Annotated in this window: 16 protein-coding genes; 10 read left to right on the top strand and 6 right to left on the bottom strand. The window is 71.1% G+C overall.

The features are described 5' to 3' along the window. Positions 1 to 49: 49 nt before the first annotated feature. The 3 genes from QFW96_RS05570 to QFW96_RS05560 all read left to right on the top strand — a co-directional run bounded on the left by QFW96_RS05570 (position 50) and on the right by QFW96_RS05560 (position 3598). Positions 50 to 1537, top strand: a complete 1488-nt coding sequence (locus tag QFW96_RS05570) for a sugar porter family MFS transporter (RefSeq protein WP_281454437.1) — start codon at positions 50 to 52, stop codon at positions 1535 to 1537. 375 nt (positions 1538 to 1912) lie between these two features. Further along, positions 1913 to 2665 carry an SDR family NAD(P)-dependent oxidoreductase gene (locus QFW96_RS05565; RefSeq protein WP_281454436.1) on the top strand — a complete coding sequence of 251 codons (753 nt, stop codon included), beginning with the start codon at positions 1913 to 1915 and terminating at the stop codon, positions 2663 to 2665. A 3-nt stretch (positions 2666 to 2668) separates the two neighbouring features. Next, positions 2669 to 3598 carry an aldo/keto reductase gene (locus tag QFW96_RS05560; RefSeq protein ID WP_281454435.1) on the top strand — a complete coding sequence of 310 codons (930 nt, stop codon included), beginning with the start codon at positions 2669 to 2671 and terminating at the stop codon, positions 3596 to 3598. A 34-nt stretch (positions 3599 to 3632) separates the two neighbouring features. Here the strand turns inward: QFW96_RS05560 and QFW96_RS05555 are convergent, their stop codons facing one another. After that, positions 3633 to 4571, bottom strand: coding sequence for an NADP-dependent oxidoreductase (locus tag QFW96_RS05555; protein WP_281454434.1), 939 nt, complete (start codon positions 4569 to 4571; stop codon positions 3633 to 3635). An 82-nt stretch (positions 4572 to 4653) separates the two neighbouring features. Here QFW96_RS05555 and QFW96_RS05550 point away from each other — a divergent pair, with 82 nt between their 5' ends. From QFW96_RS05550 to QFW96_RS05540, 3 genes are all read left to right on the top strand, one after another. Continuing rightward, the gene (locus tag QFW96_RS05550; RefSeq protein WP_281454433.1) at positions 4654 to 5478 is read left to right on the top strand and encodes a PhzF family phenazine biosynthesis protein; all 825 of its coding nucleotides are present in this window, start codon (positions 4654 to 4656) and stop codon (positions 5476 to 5478) included. Positions 5479 to 5878: 400 nt separating this feature from the next. Beyond that, entirely contained in the window at positions 5879 to 6733 is an 855-nt protein-coding gene (locus tag QFW96_RS05545) for a polymorphic toxin type 44 domain-containing protein (RefSeq protein WP_281454432.1), read from the top strand. Next, on the top strand, positions 6718 to 7311 hold the full coding sequence (locus tag QFW96_RS05540) for a hypothetical protein (protein WP_281454431.1): 594 nt from the start codon (positions 6718 to 6720) through the stop codon (positions 7309 to 7311). Before QFW96_RS05545 ends, QFW96_RS05540 begins: the two co-directional genes overlap by 16 nt. Before the next feature lie 71 nt (positions 7312 to 7382). Here QFW96_RS05540 and QFW96_RS05535 read toward each other — a convergent pair whose 3' ends face one another. Continuing rightward, positions 7383 to 8144 (bottom strand): TetR/AcrR family transcriptional regulator, encoded by a 762-nt coding sequence (locus QFW96_RS05535; protein ID WP_281454430.1) that lies wholly within the window; start codon positions 8142 to 8144, stop codon positions 7383 to 7385. Positions 8145 to 8211: 67 nt separating this feature from the next. Here QFW96_RS05535 and QFW96_RS05530 point away from each other — a divergent pair, with 67 nt between their 5' ends. Further along, entirely contained in the window at positions 8212 to 8589 is a 378-nt protein-coding gene (locus QFW96_RS05530) for a VOC family protein (RefSeq protein WP_281454429.1), read from the top strand. Positions 8590 to 8790: 201 nt separating this feature from the next. Continuing rightward, on the top strand, positions 8791 to 9585 hold the full coding sequence (locus tag QFW96_RS05525) for an SDR family NAD(P)-dependent oxidoreductase (protein WP_281454428.1): 795 nt from the start codon (positions 8791 to 8793) through the stop codon (positions 9583 to 9585). Here QFW96_RS05525 and QFW96_RS05520 read toward each other — a convergent pair. From QFW96_RS05520 to QFW96_RS05505, 4 genes are all read right to left on the bottom strand, one after another. Then, complete coding sequence (locus QFW96_RS05520) at positions 9561 to 9776, bottom strand: hypothetical protein (RefSeq protein WP_281454427.1); 216 nt, start codon at positions 9774 to 9776, stop codon at positions 9561 to 9563. The genes QFW96_RS05525 and QFW96_RS05520 overlap by 25 nt on opposite strands. Positions 9777 to 9817: 41 nt before the next feature. Then, entirely contained in the window at positions 9818 to 10579 is a 762-nt protein-coding gene (locus QFW96_RS05515) for an IclR family transcriptional regulator (RefSeq protein WP_281454655.1), read from the bottom strand. Beyond that, entirely contained in the window at positions 10579 to 11808 is a 1230-nt protein-coding gene (locus tag QFW96_RS05510; RefSeq protein WP_281454426.1) for a D-arabinono-1,4-lactone oxidase, read from the bottom strand. Before QFW96_RS05510 ends, QFW96_RS05515 begins: the two co-directional genes overlap by 1 nt. A 70-nt stretch (positions 11809 to 11878) precedes the next feature. Next, positions 11879 to 12430, bottom strand: coding sequence for an NADPH-dependent FMN reductase (locus QFW96_RS05505; protein ID WP_281454425.1), 552 nt, complete (start codon positions 12428 to 12430; stop codon positions 11879 to 11881). A gap of 117 nt (positions 12431 to 12547) precedes the next feature. Between QFW96_RS05505 and QFW96_RS05500 the strand changes: the two genes are divergently transcribed. Beyond that, entirely contained in the window at positions 12548 to 13204 is a 657-nt protein-coding gene (locus tag QFW96_RS05500) for a TetR/AcrR family transcriptional regulator (protein ID WP_281454424.1), read from the top strand. Positions 13205 to 13358: 154 nt separating this feature from the next. Continuing rightward, a complete protein-coding gene (locus tag QFW96_RS05495) occupies positions 13359 to 14366 on the top strand; it encodes a TRAP transporter substrate-binding protein (protein ID WP_281454423.1) in 1008 nt (335 codons plus the stop codon). Positions 14367 to 14372 lie beyond the last annotated feature (6 nt).

Below are 14372 nucleotides of genomic sequence, written 5' to 3'. Positions count from 1 at the left end.
GCGGTGGTGTGGCCAAGGCGGGCACCGCCTCCCTTGACGATGAGTTGGTATGTGTCCTTTACTAACCCGCGCCGCACACGCGGCGCAAGAGAACAACGCACTGCAACGGAGCAACGCCATGGCGGAAAGCGCCAGGACCGTCACCCCGGGTGACGGAAGAACAGCCGGTCCGCGACGTGTGAAGGCATTGCACTTCGCCTGCGTCGCGGCCCTCGGCGGATTCCTCTTCGGCTACGACACCGCCGTGATCAACGGCGCCGTCAACGCCATTCGAGATCATTTCCAGATCGATGCAGTGGCCACCGGCGTCACCGTCGCCATCGCCCTGCTCGGATCAGCCGTCGGCGCCTGGTTCGCCGGGTCCATCGCGGACCGCTCCGGCCGGCTCTTCGCGATGCGCCTGGCCGCGATCCTGTTCTGCATCAGCGCGATCGGGTCCGCCGTCCCGTTCTCCGCCTGGGACCTCGGGTTCTGGCGACTGGTCGGCGGCGTCGCCATCGGCATGGCCTCGGTGATCGCCCCCGCCTACATCGCCGAGATCGCGCCCGCCTCGCAGCGCGGCAAGCTCGGAACCCTGCAGCAGCTCGCGATCGTGCTCGGCATCGCGATCTCGCAGGTCGTCGACTGGGGCATCGCCGAAGCCGCGGGCGGCGCCACCCAGCCGCTCGGCTTCCTGTCCGCCTGGCAGTGGATGCTCGGCGTCGCCGCCGTGCCCGCGATCCTCTACGGCGTGCTGTCGTTCACCATCCCCGAATCGCCGCGGCACCTGGTGGCCACGGGGCGCTCCGACGAGGCGCGCGAGGTGCTCGTCGCGCTCGAACCGACCGATGTGGACACCCGCCTGTCGGAGATCGAGGAATCGCTCAGCAGCGACCGCAAGCCCCGGCTGAGCGACCTCAAGGCCAAGGGCACCGCGCTGCTGCCGATCGTGTGGATCGGCATCGGGCTGTCGATGCTGCAGCAGCTCGTCGGCATCAACGTGATCTTCTACTACTCGTCGGCGCTGTGGCAGTCGGTCGGCATCAACGAGGACAGCTCGCTGCTGCTGAGCATGTCCACGCAGATCTTCAACATCGCCGGCACGATCGTGGCCCTGGTGCTGCTGGACCGCCTGGGGCGTCGTCCGCTGCTGCTGACCGGCTCGGTGGGCATGGCCGTCACCCTGGGCGCGGCCGCGTTCTCGTTCGCGCAGGCCCAGCTGGTCAACGGTGAGCCGACGATGCCCGACCCGTACGGCGTGATCGCCCTGGTCGCGGCGCACGCGTTCGTGTTCTTCTTCGCGATCTCCTGGGGCCCGGCGGTGTGGGTCCTGCTCGGCGAGATGTTCCCGAACCGCATCCGCGCCTCGGGACTGGCCGTGGCCGCCGCGGCTCAGTGGGTCACCAACTGGGCCGTCACGGTGACGTTCCCGTCCCTGTCCGAGTCCAGCCTCTCCGGCGCCTACATCGGCTACACGGCCTTCGCGGTCCTGTCGATCTACTTCGTCTGGAAGTGGATCCCGGAGACCAAGGGCCGAACCCTGGAGCAGATGGGCTGATCCCACGTTCCACCGCCAGCGGGGGCGCGACCACCAGGTCACGCCCCCGCTTTCGCGTTTTCGACGGTGGGAGAGGGGCGATCCGGTGGAGTGACCGTCGTGCGGCGGTAGGGTGCCGGGTTCGTCGGTGTGTGAGGGGTACGTCGTGGGTGATGGCGAGGTTCCGGGGCCGGGGAGTTCGGGGTGGTTCCCGTGGTTCGAGGTGGGTGGGGGAGGTTTTCATGAGAACTTCGCCGACCACGGGACAGGGGTGGTCGTGGAAGGGGAGGTCGTGGAGTCCCGGGTTGAGGTCGTCGGGGGCGAGGAGTTCTTGTTGTTCGTTCGTTCGGGGTGCTAGAGGTCCGGGAGGGCTTCGGCGAGCGAAGGGGTTGCGCGGTGGGTGTTGGGGAGTTCGACGGGTTGTCGGCGGTGGTCACCGGTGGTGGTTCGGGGATCGGCTTGGCCGTGGTGCGGGAGTTGGCCTCGCGCGGTGCGAAGGTCGCGGCTCTGGACCTGGATCCGGGTGACGTGCCTGCCGGGGTTCTCGGCCTGAAGTGCGATGTGAGCGACGAGGGGTCCGTGCGGGTCGCCGTGGACGAGGCGGTGCAGCGGCACGGCGGGGTGGACGTGCTGGTCAACAACGCGGGGATCGGGGCCCAGGGCACCGTCGAGACGAACTCCTACGAGGAGTGGCACCGCGTGTTCGACGTGAACGTGCTGGGCATCGTGCGCACCACGCGGGCCGCTCTGCCGCACCTGCGGAAGTCGGCGGCGGCGTCGATCGTCAACACCTGCTCGATCGCGGCCACGGCGGGACTCCCGGATCGCGCGGCCTACAGCGCGAGCAAGGGAGCGGTGCTGTCGTTGACGCAGGCGATGGCCGCCGATCACATCCGCGAGGGCATCCGCGTCAACTGCGTCAACCCGGGAACCGCCGACACCCCGTGGGTGCGCCGGTTGCTGTCGGCCGCCGACGATCCCGACGCGGAACTCGCCGCGCTCAACGCCCGCCAGCCGTCCGGCCGATTGGTGTCGGCCGAGGAGGTGGCGGCCGCGGTCGCCTACCTGGCGGGCCCGTCGGCGGGGGCCACGACCGGGACGTCGCTGGCGGTCGACGGCGGCATGCAGGGCCTGCGGCTGCGGAAGTGACGCATGCGGGTGAGCCCTTGGGGTTTCGGCGGAGCGGTCATCGGCAACCTCTACCGCGAGGTCGACGACGACACGGCCGCCGCCACCGTGGACGCGGCCTGGAACGCCGGGGTCCGCTACTTCGACACAGCCCCGCACTACGGACTCGGCCTGGCCGAACGCCGCCTCGGTGCCGCCCTGGCGGGACACCCCCGACACGAGTTCGCGGTGTCCACGAAGGTCGGGAGGATCCTCGACCCGGTCGACAACCCGCGCGGAACCCGAGACGACGCGGCCGGGTTCGCCGTCCCCGCCGATTTCGCCCGCCGGTGGGACTTCAGCGCCGACGGCGTCCGCCGCTCCCTGGAATCCAGTGCGGACAGGCTCGGGCTCGACCACGTCGACCTCGTGCTGCTGCACGATCCCGACGACCACTGGCAGCAGGCCGTCGACGAGGCCTACCCGGCCCTGCACGACCTGCGCGCGCAGGGAGTCATCGGGGCGATCGGCGTCGGCATGAACCAGTGGCCGATGCTGCACCGCTTCGCGACCGAGACCGACGTCGACGCCGTCATGCTCGCCGGCCGCTTCACCCCGCTGGACTCCTCCGGCGAACCGCTGCTCGACGAATGCGCCCGGCGCGGCGTCTCGGTGCTGGTGGCGGGCGTGTTCAACGGCGGCCTGCTGGCCACCGACGACCCGGCGGCCCACGCGGTCTACGACTACCGCCCCGCCCCGCCGCAACTGGTGGCGAGAGCGCAGCGGCTGGCCGAGATCTGCCACCGGCGCGGGGTGTCGCTGCCGCAGGCCGCGATCGCCTTCGCGCGGCGGCACCCGGCGGTGGCGTCGGTGGTGCTCGGGGCGCGGACGCCGGACGAGGTCCGCGGCCACGCCGAAGCCTTCGACGCGCCCGTGCCGGAGGAGCTCTGGGAAGACCTGGTGGAGGCCGGGTGAGCCCGGCCTCCACGCGGGACCAGAACAGGCGGGATCAGAACAGCACGACCAGGCGGCCGCGCGTGCCGCCCGCTTCGAGGCGGTGGTGCGCCTCGGCGCCTCGCTCGGCCGGGATGGTGTCGGCGACGCGCAGCGTCAGCACCCCGTCCTCGGCCTGCTGCCGCAGCTTGTCGAGCTTGTCCCGCTCCTTCCAGTAGTCGCTGACCAGCACCCGGTGATAGGTGACCCCGCGGTCGGACTCGGTGGAGAAGAAGCGCACCGTCGCGAGACCGCCGCCGTCGCGCACGGCGGGCTCGACCTTGTCGTCGAGCACCGCGGCGTCCACGACCGCGTCCACGCCGTCGGGCGCGATCTCGCGGAAGCGGGTCGCGACGTCCTCGCCGCGCTCGACGATCTCGTCGGCACCGAAGGAGGCAACCAGCTCGCGGTCGGAGTCCTTCGCGTCGGCGAGGACCCGCAGCCCGTCGGCCTTGGCCAGTTGCACGACGTAGCCGCCGAGCGTGCCCGCGGCACCGGTGACGGCCAGCAGGCTCCCGGGCGCCAAGGCGAGGCTGTCGAGCGCCAGGCGCGCGGTCAACCCGTTCATCGGCAGCGTCGAGGCGGCCGCGTGGTCGGCGCCCGCCGGGACGCGGGCGACCGAGTCGGCGGGCACCACGAGGCTCTCCGAGTAGGCGCCGTGCGAGCCCGACGGGACGACGATGGCCATCACGTCGTCACCGACCCGCAGGTCCGTGTCGGTGCCCGCACCGATCTCGTCGATGACCCCGGCCGCGTCCATGCCCGGCACGTAGGGAGGTTCGAGATCGCGGTACCGCTCGGTGAACCAGCCGGCGCGTCCGGCGGTGTCGGTCGGGTTGACCGCCGCCGCGCGCACGCGGATCCGCACTTCGCCGGGGCCGGCGTGCCGCTCGGGCACGTCGTGGATCCCCAGCACGTCCGGACCGCCGAATTCGGTGAAACCCAAAACACGCATGTCGATCACAACCCGCCCCCGGAAGCGGCTATTCCGCACCGTTGAACTCCTCACTCCGAGCGGGCCGCTAAGGTCGGCGGTCATGCGGAGGTTTCAGCAGGTCGACGTGTTCACCGACACCCCGTACTACGGCAACCCGGTGGCGGTGGTGCTCGACGCCGAGGGCATGTCCGACGAGGCGATGCAGCGGTTCGCGGCGTGGACGAATCTGTCGGAGACGACGTTCGTGCTGCCCCCGGAGGACCCCGGCGCCGACTACCGGGTGCGGATCTTCACCCCGTCCGAGGAGCTGCCCTTCGCCGGTCACCCCACCCTCGGCACCTGCCACGCCTGGCTGTCGGTGCACGGCGACCGCGACTCGGTGGTGCAGGAGTGCGGCGCCGGACCGGTGACGGTGCGGCGCTCGGGCGGCGGGCTGGCCTTCGCCGCGCCGCCGCTGCTGCGCTCCGGCCCGGTGGAACCCGACGTGCTGGAGCGGGTCGCCGAGCACCTCGGGATCGGCACCGGCGAGATCGTCGACGCCCAGTGGGCCGACAACGGACCGGGTTGGGTCGCGGTGCTGCTGGCCGACGCCGACGCGGTGCTGGCGCTGGAACCGTCCTACCGGGAGGACATCAAGATCGGCGTCGCGGGCCCGCACCCCGCGGGCGGGCCCGCGCGGTTCGAGGTCCGCGCCTTCGCCCCGCTCGGCGGCGCGGGCTGCGTCGAGGACCCGGTGACCGGCAGCCTCAACGCGTCCCTCGCCCAGTGGCTGCTCGGTTCCGGGCGCACCACCGCGCCCTACACCGCGCGGCAGGGCACGGCGCTGGGCCGGGCCGGAACGGTGCGCGTCGACACCGACGACAGCGGCGCGGTGTGGGTCGGCGGCAGCACGGTCACCTGCATCGACGGCCAGGTCGCGATCTGACCTGAGGTCCGCCGAGAGCGAGGCGCCTCGACCGGTCGCGATCCCACTCCGCTGTCCGAGTGATTCCACCCGGATCGCCGGACGACCCCGCGCATCCCTGCGAGTCTCCGGACATCGGGGGGAAACCAACGCATGGGGGTCGATCAGCGAAATGGCGGAAAAGTTACCTGAAGGGCCGTCGGCAGGCCGAGCGACGGGTCGTCCTGACCCGGACGTGGGACGGGTCATCCATGCCGTCGGTGAGCACCTCGACGTGTCCGACCGGGTGATGCTGGCTGCATTCGAAGCCGCATTGGTGGAGTCGGGGATGGAGAACCTCGATTACGGGGATCGGGACTCCGTGGGTGTCTTCCAGCAACGTCCCAGCCAAGGTTGGGGCTCCGCGAAGGACTGCATGAACGTGAACTACGCGTCGAGGCAGTTCTTCTCCCGCGCAGTCGAGGCCGAGGAGGACAACCCGAAGTTCAGCGCCGACGAGCTCGCGCAGGAGGTGCAGCGCTCCGCTTACCCGGGTCGTTACGCGGAAGCCGAGGACCGCGCACGGGATCTGCTGGAGAACGCCGAGAGCTCTGGGAAGCGGCAGGATTCGTCCCGTTCCGGGGGTTCCCGCAAGCGGGCCGACTGGGCCGATCTCAGCGAAGCCCGTTTCAACCGGACCCTGGAGTACATCTACGGCGAGATGATGACGAATGGGAATTCGGCCATCGCGTGGGCGATCTGGGCCCTGAACTTCGGCGGGCTGGGTTCCTCGATCGGGGATATCGCGGGGAAGCTGTTCGGAGGTCCCGAGTGGGCCAAGTGGTTGGAGCTCGTCGAGCAGGCGGCCGGCCGTCCGACACCGACGCTGATCTTCGCGGTGAAGGTCGCGCCGGGAATGGATTGGGACCACAAGCCCAAGATCGCGGCCCGGGAGGACCTGGACACCGGGAACGCCGACGAGCTGTACTTCAAGATTCCCGGCGACGACGAGGGCCGGGAGGTCTTCTACGACATCTGGTCGAACGTTCACTACGGTTACGTCGGCCGGTCGTGCGGCTTCGACGAGGACGTCCTGCACACGGCTCCGACGTTGCCCGGGACCGGCGAGCACGACAAGGGCGATGTCCTGACCATGCAGGCCGGGATGGACCTCTGGGACGAGCACGAGCAGGACCTGACGTTGTCCCAGCTCCGCGCCAAGGTCCACCAGGTGATCGACCAGATCGATGACGAGAGGCCGAACCTGCAGCAGGTGCGCAAGTGGACCGCACCGTAAAGCGGGTCGTCGTCACCGTCGTCGGGGTGCTCGCGCTCGTGCTGGTGGGTGCCCTGGTGTGGTGGTTGGTGGCGCCGGGGGAGCAGCGGCGGGTGGTCGGTGCGGCCGAGCTCGTCGACGTCGCGCCTCCGGCGCTGCCGGGGCGCTGGACGGCCGAAGTGGTTGATCCTGGGCGGTTGTCGTCGGACTGGGGTGCGCAGGAGCAGGCGACGGCTTCGTGGCGCGCTCCGGAGGCCGTCGAGGTCGACTACACCGTGCGGCGTTACGCCTCCGCGCGGTGGGCGGGCTGGGCCTTCGGTCGGGTGGACCCGCGTGGTGGCGAGGGCTTCGACGAGACCTCGCAGCGCTTCCCGCGGGTGCCACCGCGCGAGGCCGACGACGTGCGCTTCGTGTGCGGGGAGATCCGGGGCAGGCCCGGCGCCTGCGACACCTGGTGGGTGGACCTGCGTTACGGGCAGTACCTCGTGCAGGTGCAGAGCACCGACGTGCCTGCCGAAGATGCTTCGGTCCCGTCGTGGCTGGATCAGCTGGTCGTGGGAGTGGACGCGGAGTTCGCGGAGGTCGTTCCCCGGCCGTAGCCGGTGTGCCGGAGGAGCCCGGCGACCCGGGTGGGCGACCAGCGCCTCGCCGACCGCCGAGCTCCGACCTCCTAGTTCTCGATCAGTGCGGCGAGGCCGTCGAGGATGCGTTGGAGGCCGAATTCGTAGGTGCTGTCGGCTCTTCGCGCTGCGAGGTGCTCGGCGCCTGCGGCTTCGCTGACCCGGAAGGTGTTGGGGTACTCGGCGGGGTCGAAGACCTCGGTCAGCAGCGTCTCGTTGGCGCGCCACCACTGCTCGTCGGTGGTGGCGCTGTCGCGCTGGGCCGCCTGGGCCTCGACCTCGGAGCGAGTGGAGGACTGCACGAAGTCCAGCACCAGCGTCAGGGCCTTCTCCAGGTGCACGTCGTCGAGGCCGAGGTCGAGGAACGCACCCACCTCGTGCTCGAACTTGGCGATCAGGCCGGGTCCCAGCGGCAGCCGGTTCGTCGAGACCTGCATCGCCCAGCGGTGCTCGCGGTAGAGCTCGCGGTTCTGCGCCGCGACCAGCGTCACCCGCTCCCGCCACGGCAGGCCGTCCAGCGGCGCGCGCGGCATCTGCTGGAAGAGGCGGTCGAGCATGAGGTCCAGCAGTTCGGCCTTGCCGGGCACGTAGGTGTACATCGACATCGTCGAGACCCCGAGGCTGTCGGCGAGCCGACGCATCGTCACCGCCGCCAGCCCGTCGGAGTCGGCGAGCTCCACCGCGGCGTCCACGATCTGGTCGATGCTCAGGCTCTTGCGCGGTCCGCGCTGCGCCGAGGGCTCACCGAGCTTGTGCCGCCACAGCAGTTCCAGCGTGCGCCCGGGATCACCGGCGCCGGTCCGCTCGACCACCTCACCACCACCTCTGAGCTCCGTACAGTAGACGACGCAGGGGGCGTCGAGGGAGATGGGGGAGCACATGAAGATCAACGCGACGGCGGTGTCGCTCAACGTCGAAGACGTGGCCGCGTCGAGCCGGTTCCTGGTGGAGCACTTCGGGTTTCAGGAGGTCATGGCCGCCGACGGATTCGCCTCCCTGACCAGGGACGACGCCGGGGCCAACGTGGTGTTCCTGCGGCGCGGCCTGGCCTCGCTCCCGGCCGACCAGCGCGACGATCACGCGAGCGGCCTCATCCTCGCGTTCGAGGTCGACGACCTGGAGGGCGAACTCGCTCGCCTGGAAGGCGAAGGCGTCACGATCACCATGCCGCTCACAGCGGAGGAGTGGGGAGAGCGCGCCTTCCAGGTCCGCGACCCCAACGGCGTCATCGTCCAGCTCGTCGACTGGAACGGGTAAACGGCCCTGACCCCGGGCGTGAGCCACTCCGGGTGCTCACGGGATCACCTGATTGTGGTGGTGTGGGGAAGTTTTCATGAAAACTCCCCCCACCCCACGACGAAAGAGCGCGTTCAGTCGCGAAAAGCCCGAACCCGACATCCTTCGGCCGGGTGCCCCCGCAGCGCGGCGGGGGAGGGAGAGGCGGCATATCCTCGCGGCATGCAGCTAGATCTTTCCGGACGCACCGCTCTCGTCACCGGCTCCACCCAGGGAATCGGGTACGCCATCGCGCAGGGGCTGGCCCGCGCGGGGGCGCGGGTGGCGATCAACGGCCGCACCGCCGAGCGCGTCGAGGAGGCCGTGCGGCAGATCCAGCAGGACGTGCCCGGTGCTGAGGCGATCGCCGCGACCGCCGACGTGACCACCGAGGACGGCACGGCCGGACTGCTGGAGGTGCTGCCGCGGGTCGACGTGCTCGTCAACAACCTCGGCATCTTCGGGGCCCAGCCGGCGATGGAGATCACCGACGACGACTGGCGCCGCTACTTCGAGGTCAACGTGCTCTCCGCGCTGCGCCTCACCCGCGCCTACCTGCCGGGCATGGTGAAGCGGGGCTGGGGCCGCATCCAGTACATCGCCAGCGACTCGGCGGTGGTCATCCCCGCGGAGATGATCCACTACGGGATGTCCAAGACCGCGCTGCTGGCCGCCTCCCGGGGTTTCGCGAAGGAGGCCGCCGGGACCGGGGTGACCGTCAACTCCGTGATCGCCGGGCCCACTCACACCGGCGGTGTCGAGAAGTTCGTCTACGAGATGGTCGACTCGTCGCTGCCGTGGGACCAGGCGCAGCGGCAGTTCATGCGCGAGCACCGGCCGCAGTCGCTGCTGCAGCGGCTCATCGAGCCCGAGGAGATCGCCAACATGGTCGTCTACCTCGGCTCCCCGCTGGCCTCGGCCACCACGGGCGCCGCGGTCCGCGTCGACGGCGGTTACGTCGACTCGATCGTCCCCTGATCGCGCAGGTGGGGGTGGGCGAGCAGCCAGTCCCACATCGGCGCTGCTGAGGTGAACTCGCGCTCGGCACCGCAGCGGCAGAGCGCCCGCATCCCGCCGGGCGTCCACTCGACGCGGTGCTCGACGTTCTCGCGGGTCAGGCAGGTGGTGTCGATGGTGGGCTCCTGTCGCGCAGAGGTCGGTTCCCACACTAGATGCTGTTGATCTTGACAGTAAACCGGGAAAGCGTAAATCAGGCGATGGCGCGCGAGATCGCGCGGGCGCTCGCGCGCACCAGGGCGCTCAGCGAGTGCGGGGTGGCGGTGCCGTGCCGCACGACCAGGGACACGGCGGCCGCCACCTCGCCGCGCTGGTCGATCACCGGTGCCGCCACCGACAGCGCGTCGTCGGTGACCTGCCGGTCGCTCACCGCGAAACCGCAGGCCCGCGTCTCGGCCAGCATCCGTCGCAGCTCCGCCGGATCGGTCACCGTGAAGTCGGTGAAACGCGGTATCTCGCCGCCGAGCACCACGTCCTGCACCTCGGCCGGGGCATGCGCCAGCAGCACCAGGCCCACGCCCGTCGCGGTGAGCGCGAACCGACCACCGACCCGGGTGCGCACCGGCACCGCTCCGGTGCCCGCTATCCGCTCGACGAACACCACCTCGGTGCCCTCGCGGATCGCCAGCTGCACGTTCTCCCTGGTCACCGCCGAGAGGTCTTCCATCGTCGGCAGCGCGTGCTCCCGCAGCCCGAGGCCGCGCGGAGCCAGCGCCCCGAGCTCCCACAGCCGCAGCCCGATCCGGTAGGCGCCGTCGTCACCGCGCTCCAGCGCGCCCCAGTCAACCAGCTCGCCGAGCATCCGGTACGTCGTCGAAGCGGGCATGCCGGTGTGGCGCGCCAGTTCGCTCAGCGTCATCGCCGTGCGGTCGGGGGAGAAGGCGTCGAGCAGCTGCAGCGCGCGGCGCACCACCGGGCCCGTCGGGCCACCCGGTCCGCCGCGCCGCGCGGCCATCACAGCCCGATCGTGCGCGCGAGGAAGTCGTTGGTGAACCTGCCGTCGGGGTCGAAACGCCGTGCCAGCGACCGGAAATCGGCCAACTTCGGGTACAGGAGGTCCAGGTCGGCGGGTTCGGTGGCGAACAGCTTGCCCCAGTGCGGCCGGCCGCCGAACGGCTCCAGCGCCGCCTCGATGTCGGGCAGCAGCGCCTCCACCGCCGACTGCTGGGGCCACCAGGTGAAGTGGAACGCCACCGAGTCCGCGCCGTGCGCCGGGCTCAGCCACAGGTCGTCGGCGGCGATCGTGCGCACCTCGCTGATCTGCAGCAGCGGCGCCATCTTGTCGGCCAGCGGCCGCAGCGCCGCCAGCGCGGCGGCCCCGTGCTCGGCCGGGACGAAGTACTCGCTCTGCAGCTCGTCGCCGTTGCTGGGGGTGAAACCCGCCTTGAAGTGCGGCAACCGGTCGTGCCACGGACCCGCCGCACCCAGCTGGTCGGTGAGGTTCTCGATGCCGGTGCCGCCCAGCATGTGCGTCGGCACCTCGGCCGGGCGGGCGCCGAACAGCTCGCCGCGCGCCTCATCTCCGACGCGGGCCTTCGCCCACACCTGGATGACCTCGTCGAAGTCGGTGAACACGCTGACGCTGTAGGCGGCGGACATCACCGCGTCGAACTCGCCCAGCAGCGCGTCCCAGCCCAGCCCCAGGTGCACCGTGGTGGCCACGTCGAACGCGGGCTGCACGCGCAGACCGATGCGGGTCACCACGCCCAGCGCGCCCAGGTGCACCACGGCACCGGGGAAATCGGGGTCGTCGGGGCGCAGCCGCACCAGCTCCCCGTCGGCGCGCACCAGGTCGAGCCCGGCCACCGCCGCGCTGAGCGACCGGTTGCCGACCCCCGACCCGTGGGTGCCGGTGGCGGTGGCCCCGACGACGGTGATGTGCGGGAGCGAGGCCATGTTGTGCAGCGCCAGGCCGGAGGCGGCCAGGTGGGTGGCGAGCTCGCCGTAGCGCATGCCGCCGGGCACCCACACCACGTCACCGTCGATCTCGACCTCGGCCGGAAGGGCGTCGAGGGAGAGGTGGTCCTCGGTGGTGTCGGCGATGTCGTTGAAGCAGTGCCGCGACCCCAGCACCTTGACCCGCTCGGATCCGGCGACGATCCGCCGCACCTCGTCGACGCTGACCGGGCGGTGCAGCCGCTTCGCCCGGTAGGTGAGGTTCTTCGCCCAGTTCGTTCCAGCCACGCAGCAACGTTAACGCCGTGCGCACCGGCGGCGGTACGCCCCTCTCCAGCGCACCGCCGCCGGGCGGGGCTCACGCGCTGATGTTGGCCTTGAGCTTGCCCAGCGCGGTGGTCAGCTGCTCGACGACCTCCGGGTCGTCGGCCGGGTGGGTCTCGGCGAACCGGGTCATCGAGCCGGGGATGCTCAGCTTGACCTCGTCGACGATCGTGGCGCCGGCGATGCCCGCGGACTTGCGGGTCTCGTCCTGCGCCCACACGCCGCCGTACTGGCCGAAGGCGGTGCCGATCACGGCGGTGGGCTTGCCCGACAGGGCGCCCGCGCCGAACGGGCGGGACAGCCAGTCGATGGCGTTCTTGAGCACGGCCGGGATGGTGCCGTTGTACTCGGGCGCGAACAGCAGGAACGCGTCGGCGGCGTTGGCGACGTCGCGCAGCCGGGTCGCGGCGGCGGGCACGTCGGTCTCGGTGTCGATGTCCTCGTTGTAGAAGGGCAGGTCGCCGAGACCGTCGAAGATCTCGATCTCGACATCGCCGGGTGCGAGGGTGCGGGCGGCCTCGGCGAGCTGGCGGTTGTGCGAACCGGAGCGGAGGCTGCCGACGAGCGCGAGGATCTTGACCGACATTGGTATCTCTCCAGGTGAGGAGTAAGGTGGGGAACAAGCGGACCGTGGTCCGATTGCATTTCTACCACCGAAGCGGACCGAGGTCCAGTTCCCTGTGGGAGGCGTTACGCTGTGCGCATGAGTGGTGGCATTCCCCGGATCGGACCCACCGGTGACGCCCTGGCCGGACCGGTCGAGTTCGAGGTCACGCCCGTCGACGCGGGCCGCAAGCCCCGCGCCGACGCCGTGCGCAACCGGGCCAAGCTGCTCGACGCCGCCGCCCGCCTGGTCACCCGCTGCGGGGCGGCCAATCTGACCATGGACGCCGTCGCCGCCGAAGCCGAGGTCGGCAAGGGCACCGTGTTCCGCCGCTTCGGCGACCGCAACGGCCTGCTGCTCGCTCTGCTCGACCACGAGGAGCATCGGCTCCAGCACGCCTTCCTGTCCGGCCCGCCGCCGCTCGGGCCCGAGGCCACCGCGATCGAGCGGCTGCGCGCCTTCGGTCCGGCCGTGATGCGCCACGAGCTCGACCACATCGAGCTCTACCTCGCCGCCGAGCCGCCCGTCGAACGCCGCTGCCAGGTCCCCGCGCGCGGGCTGCGCAGGTCGCACGTGGCGATCCTGCTGCGGCAGACCGAGGCCGCCACCGACGTCGAGCTCGCCGCCGAGACGTTGCTGGCCTCCATCGACACCCCGCTGCTGCACCACCTCGTCGTCCAGCGCGGCTTCCCCCTCGACCGGCTCGACGCCGCCTGGCGCGACCTCGTCGCGCGCTACACCACGCCGCCCGCCTGAGCCCTCGACCATGATCCTTCCGCTGGGCGGGAAGATCGACTTGGCGAATTCCCGTTCGTGGTGCGAACCTTCCGCGGCTTGAGCGCGAAGGGAGCCCGCCGGTGAACGTTCCGGGGAACGACGTGCCGTCCCAACGGCTTTCGGCGCGCGCCCGATGAGCGCGCTGAGCAGGCGGAACTTCCTGGCCGCCACCGGGGTCGGCGCCCTGGCCGCCCTCACCGGCTGCGCGCCCGGCGCGCACCGGCCGGTCGCCGCCACCTACCTGACCACGTCCTACGACGACCTGTACCCGGGCGTGGAGCGGTTCCTCGACACCGCCCGCGCGCTCGGCGGGTTCGACTTCGACGTCTTCCCGTCCGGGCAGCTGCTCGGAGCCGAGGAACTCGTGCCCGGCCTGCTCAACGGCGTCGCCGACGTCGTGCTGCAGACCAGCTCCTACGTCTCGTCGAGCTTCCCGATCCTCGGCTCGCTCGAACTGCCCTTCACCACCGAGCACTTCGACCGCTACCTGCGCGCCTGCGATCCGGCGAGCCCGGTCTCGGCGCTGATCAACGAGCGGTTGACCGGGCAGAACATGCGGATGCTCGGCGGCATGGCCACCGGGTTCGAATACCTCTGGACCATCGACAAACCCATCCGCGCGCCCGAGGACGTGCGCGGCCTGCGGCTCCGGGTGGCGGGCGAGATCGAGGGCGAGACCGTCAAAGCCCTCGGCGGCGCACCCGTGTTCCTCGGCTCGGCCGAGCTCTACCAGGCGCTGGAGCGCGGAACGATCGACGGGATGATGAGCTACCTGGGCACCGTCGTCTCCCGCGACCTGCAGGAGATCCTGCGCTACGGCACCGCCGCGCACTTCGGCGCCTACACCGTCGACGCCTACTGCCGCCAGGACTTCTACGCCGCGCTGCCGCCGCACCAGCGGCACGCCCTCGACGAGGCCGGGAAGGTGCTCTTCCGCGACGGCACCGCCACCCTCCTCGACGTCCACCAGAACCAGTACCTGCCCGCCGTGCGCGACGCCGGGGTCGAGCTCATCGAGCTCGACGAGGCCGGGCTGCGGCCGTTCCGCGACGCCGTGTCCGCCGTGCACGAGCGCTGGCGCGCCCTGCTGGGCGACCCGGTCGCCGCGCAGCGGGCCCTCGACCTGATCCGCACGGCCTGAGGAGCG

This window comes from Saccharopolyspora ipomoeae, assembly GCF_029952525.1.
Classification (GTDB): domain Bacteria; phylum Actinomycetota; class Actinomycetes; order Mycobacteriales; family Pseudonocardiaceae; genus Saccharopolyspora; species Saccharopolyspora ipomoeae.
This window is presented reverse-complemented; position numbering and strand designations above follow the sequence as displayed.

Excerpts from the sequence above, each read along its gene's own strand:
- QFW96_RS05530 (WP_281454429.1), top strand. The coding sequence starts at position 8,212 with ATGAAGATCAACGCGACGGCGGTGTCGCTCAACGTCGAAGACGTGGCC.
- QFW96_RS05560 (WP_281454435.1), top strand. The coding sequence starts at position 2,669 with ATGCGGGTGAGCCCTTGGGGTTTCGGCGGAGCGGTCATCGGCAACCTC.
- QFW96_RS05550 (WP_281454433.1), top strand. The coding sequence starts at position 4,654 with ATGCGGAGGTTTCAGCAGGTCGACGTGTTCACCGACACCCCGTACTAC.
- QFW96_RS05525 (WP_281454428.1), top strand. The coding sequence starts at position 8,791 with ATGCAGCTAGATCTTTCCGGACGCACCGCTCTCGTCACCGGCTCCACC.
- QFW96_RS05505 (WP_281454425.1), bottom strand. The coding sequence starts at position 12,430 with ATGTCGGTCAAGATCCTCGCGCTCGTCGGCAGCCTCCGCTCCGGTTCG.
- QFW96_RS05500 (WP_281454424.1), top strand. The coding sequence starts at position 12,548 with ATGAGTGGTGGCATTCCCCGGATCGGACCCACCGGTGACGCCCTGGCC.
- QFW96_RS05570 (WP_281454437.1), top strand. The coding sequence starts at position 50 with ATGTGTCCTTTACTAACCCGCGCCGCACACGCGGCGCAAGAGAACAAC.
- QFW96_RS05515 (WP_281454655.1), bottom strand. The coding sequence starts at position 10,579 with ATGGCCGCGCGGCGCGGCGGACCGGGTGGCCCGACGGGCCCGGTGGTG.
- QFW96_RS05555 (WP_281454434.1), bottom strand. The coding sequence starts at position 4,571 with ATGCGTGTTTTGGGTTTCACCGAATTCGGCGGTCCGGACGTGCTGGGG.
- QFW96_RS05495 (WP_281454423.1), top strand. The coding sequence starts at position 13,359 with ATGAGCGCGCTGAGCAGGCGGAACTTCCTGGCCGCCACCGGGGTCGGC.